The 3,895-nt window shown below is 35.2% G+C and carries 4 protein-coding genes and 1 pseudogene; 3 read left to right on the forward strand and 2 right to left on the reverse strand.

All coding sequences use genetic code 11. The features are described 5' to 3' along the window. Positions 1-547: pseudogene (locus tag ACFQU8_RS08740) on the reverse strand (hypothetical protein); the annotation flags it as partial. An 896-nt stretch (positions 548-1,443) separates the two neighbouring features. Here ACFQU8_RS08740 and ACFQU8_RS08745 point away from each other — a divergent pair. Next, positions 1,444-2,004, forward strand: a complete 561-nt coding sequence (locus ACFQU8_RS08745) for a MerR family transcriptional regulator (protein ID WP_382358828.1) — start codon at positions 1,444-1,446, stop codon at positions 2,002-2,004. A 134-nt stretch (positions 2,005-2,138) separates the two neighbouring features. Next, positions 2,139-2,309 carry a hypothetical protein gene (locus tag ACFQU8_RS08750; RefSeq protein WP_382358829.1) on the forward strand — a complete coding sequence of 57 codons (171 nt, stop codon included), beginning with the start codon at positions 2,139-2,141 and terminating at the stop codon, positions 2,307-2,309. Between the two features lie 42 nt (positions 2,310-2,351). On the opposite strand, the gene ACFQU8_RS08755 is transcribed toward ACFQU8_RS08750, so the two are convergent. Beyond that, the gene (locus tag ACFQU8_RS08755; protein WP_382358830.1) at positions 2,352-2,738 is read right to left on the reverse strand and encodes a hypothetical protein; all 387 of its coding nucleotides are present in this window, start codon (positions 2,736-2,738) and stop codon (positions 2,352-2,354) included. A 456-nt stretch (positions 2,739-3,194) separates the two neighbouring features. Here ACFQU8_RS08755 and ACFQU8_RS08760 point away from each other — a divergent pair, with 456 nt between their 5' ends. Further along, positions 3,195-3,725 (forward strand): DUF3267 domain-containing protein, encoded by a 531-nt coding sequence (locus ACFQU8_RS08760; RefSeq protein ID WP_382358831.1) that lies wholly within the window; start codon positions 3,195-3,197, stop codon positions 3,723-3,725. Positions 3,726-3,895: the final 170 nt, after the last annotated feature.

A 3,895-nucleotide genomic window follows, 5' to 3' on the forward strand; every position in this document is an offset into this window, starting at 1 on the left:
TTGCGCGCGTTTCTTTATTCTCATCATCATCAGTTCTTAATTCAGTATTATTAATTCTAGTATTATTAGTTGTCCAATTTGGGCATTCCAGTTTGTCCATTTCGGACATTCCAGTTTGTCCGTTTTGGGCAAACTGATCATGGCGGGATTCAACCGGATTTTCTTCTTTTGGAATCCCGTCATTGTCAGTTTGTCCATTTTGGACATCCTTGGTTGGACTGTCTGAAAACAAGCTGTATATATTATTGGTTATCGCGAAATAACGTTTGGCCGGGAGCCCCATTTTTTTAACCTCAATTAAACCCAACCTTTGCAGGCTGGCTATGGATCTATCTTGTGGTTTCCGTTTGAGTGCTGTGTTTTTCTCCAAATTTTCAGAGGTACAGAAAAACCACTTATCTTCTATAAGCTGATCACGACTCGTCCAATATTTAAAGAGACTGACTAATTCACTATAAATAACAGCTTCATTCAGTCCAATTTCATGCGCCAGTTTCTTATTAACGACGATTGATCCATCTGATCTTAAAAAATCCAAAATATCCATATAAAAAACCTCCCATATCCCTGTCACGAAATGTCCAAACTTAACAGAGAAATCGAAGGCTTCAATATTTACAATAAGCACATTCTATAATATACTTGTAATTGGAAAATATATTGAAGCATTTTCTGATTTCCCTGTTTCACAAAACATGTCTTGGGTGGACCGTTTGTGACAGGGTTCTTTGTTTATTTGTTAATTTAAATACTATCATCAGGCGGAAATTTTGACAACATTTGCTATTTGTCTGGTGGAAAGAGCAGCAACCCAAAGAAGAGGTTGCTGTTCTTTTTTTATGTTCAGATAAAATTGGCGAGTGAACGTCATCATTGCTATTAAAAAGATGGCATTTGAAATAGACTTCAATAATTACAAACAGGACCTATTTGTTAAAGTGTGAGGGGTATTGGTCCTGAAAACATCGGATGAGCTGTGAAAGGTTTTGTGTGTTTATATAGGGAATGCTTGTTTTAAAATTTCGTTCTTTAAAACGCATGATTGTTATCTTTATGAGCTGACAGCTTTAAGCTTTCGTGGATCTTGAAGATGCACTTTTGTTTGTTAAAGAGACATCACGACCAAATAGGAGTGGTATATGCAGTGATTTTAAAAACCAAAAAACTGCAATTAAATTGGGTTTCCTGCGGGGGCTGTAGAATATCAGATCTAATACAGATAAGAGATTTATCAATATTTATATTCCAATTACTTTTGTGCACATATGGACCGTATAGTTTGATTCCAAAAGTAAGACTATCTTTTCTTGCTTTTTTTCAATTCTATTTGTTTAATAAAGATAAGGACGAATTGAAAACGAATATGAAATACCGTAGTTATAGGGCTGAAATAAAAACGGACGGATGGTCATTGGACGGACATATAGGAAAGGAGGCAAAAAAGTGGATCTGCTGCGCAAGAAAGATTTGCATCCAGAAGTGGGTGTGGCCAAAAGTACGGTTGCAGATTGGATTGAAGATTTTAATATCTATATCCCGAAAACAAAACAAAAGAACGTAACATATTATCGCCCAGAAGCGATTGAAGTATTAAATTTTATAAAGCAATGTAGAGAGAGAAACTATCAAAAACAACAGATCATGGAATTACTGGCGGATCAAGGATTCCCAGTGATGGCAGAGGCACAGGAAGATGCCGAGGAATCCATAAGTAAACGTACTAATCAAGATAATGGCGATTTACGAGATGTCATTCAGACTATGGGACAAGCAGTTCAAAAGTTATCCGACCAGGACGAATCAATAAAATCCCTACAAGACAGGGAAGAATCGCGTGAAGAACGGATGGACGACATGGAAAAACGGACAGAGCAGACCAGTGAAACAGTCGAAGATTTAAAACAAGAAATACAAGATTTAAAAACGGAATTGGCTGAAACCCGAGAAAAGGTAGATAAGCGAGGATTTTGGGCAAGGTTATTTAAAAGAAACAGTAACAAATAGGCATGTCGTATATGTTACTACGTTGGAAAAATAGAAAAGCTGCACCTATTTTAGTTTTGTATTGATATACCAAAATTCATAATTTAAAATTAAAACAATGATATATATTAGATTAGAAAGGGGGGGTAGCATAAATGGGGGATATTATTTATCATTCCGGCACATTGATTACAAGTATTATTTTATTCATTAGCGCAATAAACTTAGAAATATGGTGGATAGTAATTGCCACCGTATTAATTTTTGCTAAAGCATTTTATGATCTTTATAGAGATTATCATATATATCTTAATAATAAGAAATAACTAAAAAAACCCTTGCCAAATCACAGGCAAAGGCTTTTTTAGTTAATAGACCGTAATTGACTGACTCACTATATGATAACCAGTATGTTCAACCCAAGTGAATCCATCAAATACTTCAGTCGTTCCATGTTGAAATGTTACTTTCAACTCATAACCGCTATTCCCGGACAAATGATTTAAACCCCCAGCTATGCCGCTAACCATTCCAGAAGCCCCAAAATAACCTAATAAACGTGGAGCATACTTTTTAAATAATCCTGATATACCTGTACTCGTTGTACCATAGTGCATAAGCGTTGAATTCGATACGTGAAAAGACCTTGTGCAAGTAGGACCAGAAAGCCCGTCTGCATTTAGATCGTCAGTGGCATCGCTCCAATATTCTTCTGAACTACCTGTATCACCTAAATACACTGACGCAGTACTCATGGGCATTATCCCCAAAATTAATCCCATAGACAATAAAGTAAAAAACATCTTGTGAATAGTAAAATAGCTTCAGGCCATTGGTACTATCTTAAAGATAGATTTGTATTCCTACTGCTGTTTAATTTGAGTTAAAAAAGGGAGAAAATCGTTAGACAGGATAAGGGGAAAATGTCCCCACTCAAGCTGGGGAACCAGGCAGATCCTGTTTTTTCCGTAGGGACATTTTTATGTTTGGCACACTGGGTCGGTTTATATTGATGATCATTGGCTTTTGATGAAAAACTTGTCATCCTGCATCTTATACAGGATGGTTCAGAGCAAAAATAAAAAACGAAGAATAATTTAAGCCATTTGATGTAATGCTTTGGTAGAAAATCACATCTGAAAGTCTTATAGTGATAGGATTAAATTTTACTCAACAAACAGACCATTTAACTGTAGAGGAGAAATGTTTTCGTGAAAGAAATAAGGCTGTTGGAAGATAGAAATTTGAAAAGTAAAATTAACAGATACTCAGCCGTTTCAATAATTCTTTTCGCAATAGTATTCTTTGGTATCGCACGTACCGCCAGTACACCTGATATGAACGATTCAACAGTATTTAATATTATTTTTGCTATCCTAATACTCTTTGGAACACTTATAATTCATGAACTTATTCACGGTTTATTTTTTAAAGCTTTCTCACATAAAAACAAAGTTTATTTTGGCTTTAAAAATGGCATGCCTTATGCAGCTTCGCCAAGTAGTATTTTCACACGTTTCACATTTGCAATTAGTTGTATTGCCCCTTTTATTATTATTACAGCTTTATACATAGGATCTTTATATTTAGGGCTATTACCCAAATTGATTTTTGTAATGGTAAGTACCATACACGCTGCTATATGCTCAGGTGATTTTTATTGGGTATATGAAATGGGGCGAGCACCTAAAGATGCCGAAGTCAAAGCAACAAACGTTGGAATTAAAATACTAAGATCATAATAATATAAAACTTTCAGTGATAGAATATATTTACTGATATGATGTAATGTTTTGATAAAACATTACGGGGGCGTCAATAATTTTGTGTAAATGACCCTATCCCTTTTGAATTTAGTTAGCCAGTGTTTTAGTCGTTTAAACTTGTTCCTCCAGCGATTCAAACATCTGCA

This window comes from Lentibacillus kimchii (assembly GCF_042666895.1).
Classification (GTDB): domain Bacteria; phylum Bacillota; class Bacilli; order Bacillales; family Amphibacillaceae; genus Lentibacillus; species Lentibacillus kimchii.

What these genes read in the sequence shown, in the direction of transcription:
- ACFQU8_RS08755 (WP_382358830.1), bottom strand. Translation starts at nt 2,738, where the DNA reads ATGAGTACTGCGTCAGTGTATTTAGGTGATACAGGTAGTTCAGAAGAA.
- ACFQU8_RS08750 (WP_382358829.1), top strand. Translation starts at nt 2,139, where the DNA reads ATGGGGGATATTATTTATCATTCCGGCACATTGATTACAAGTATTATT.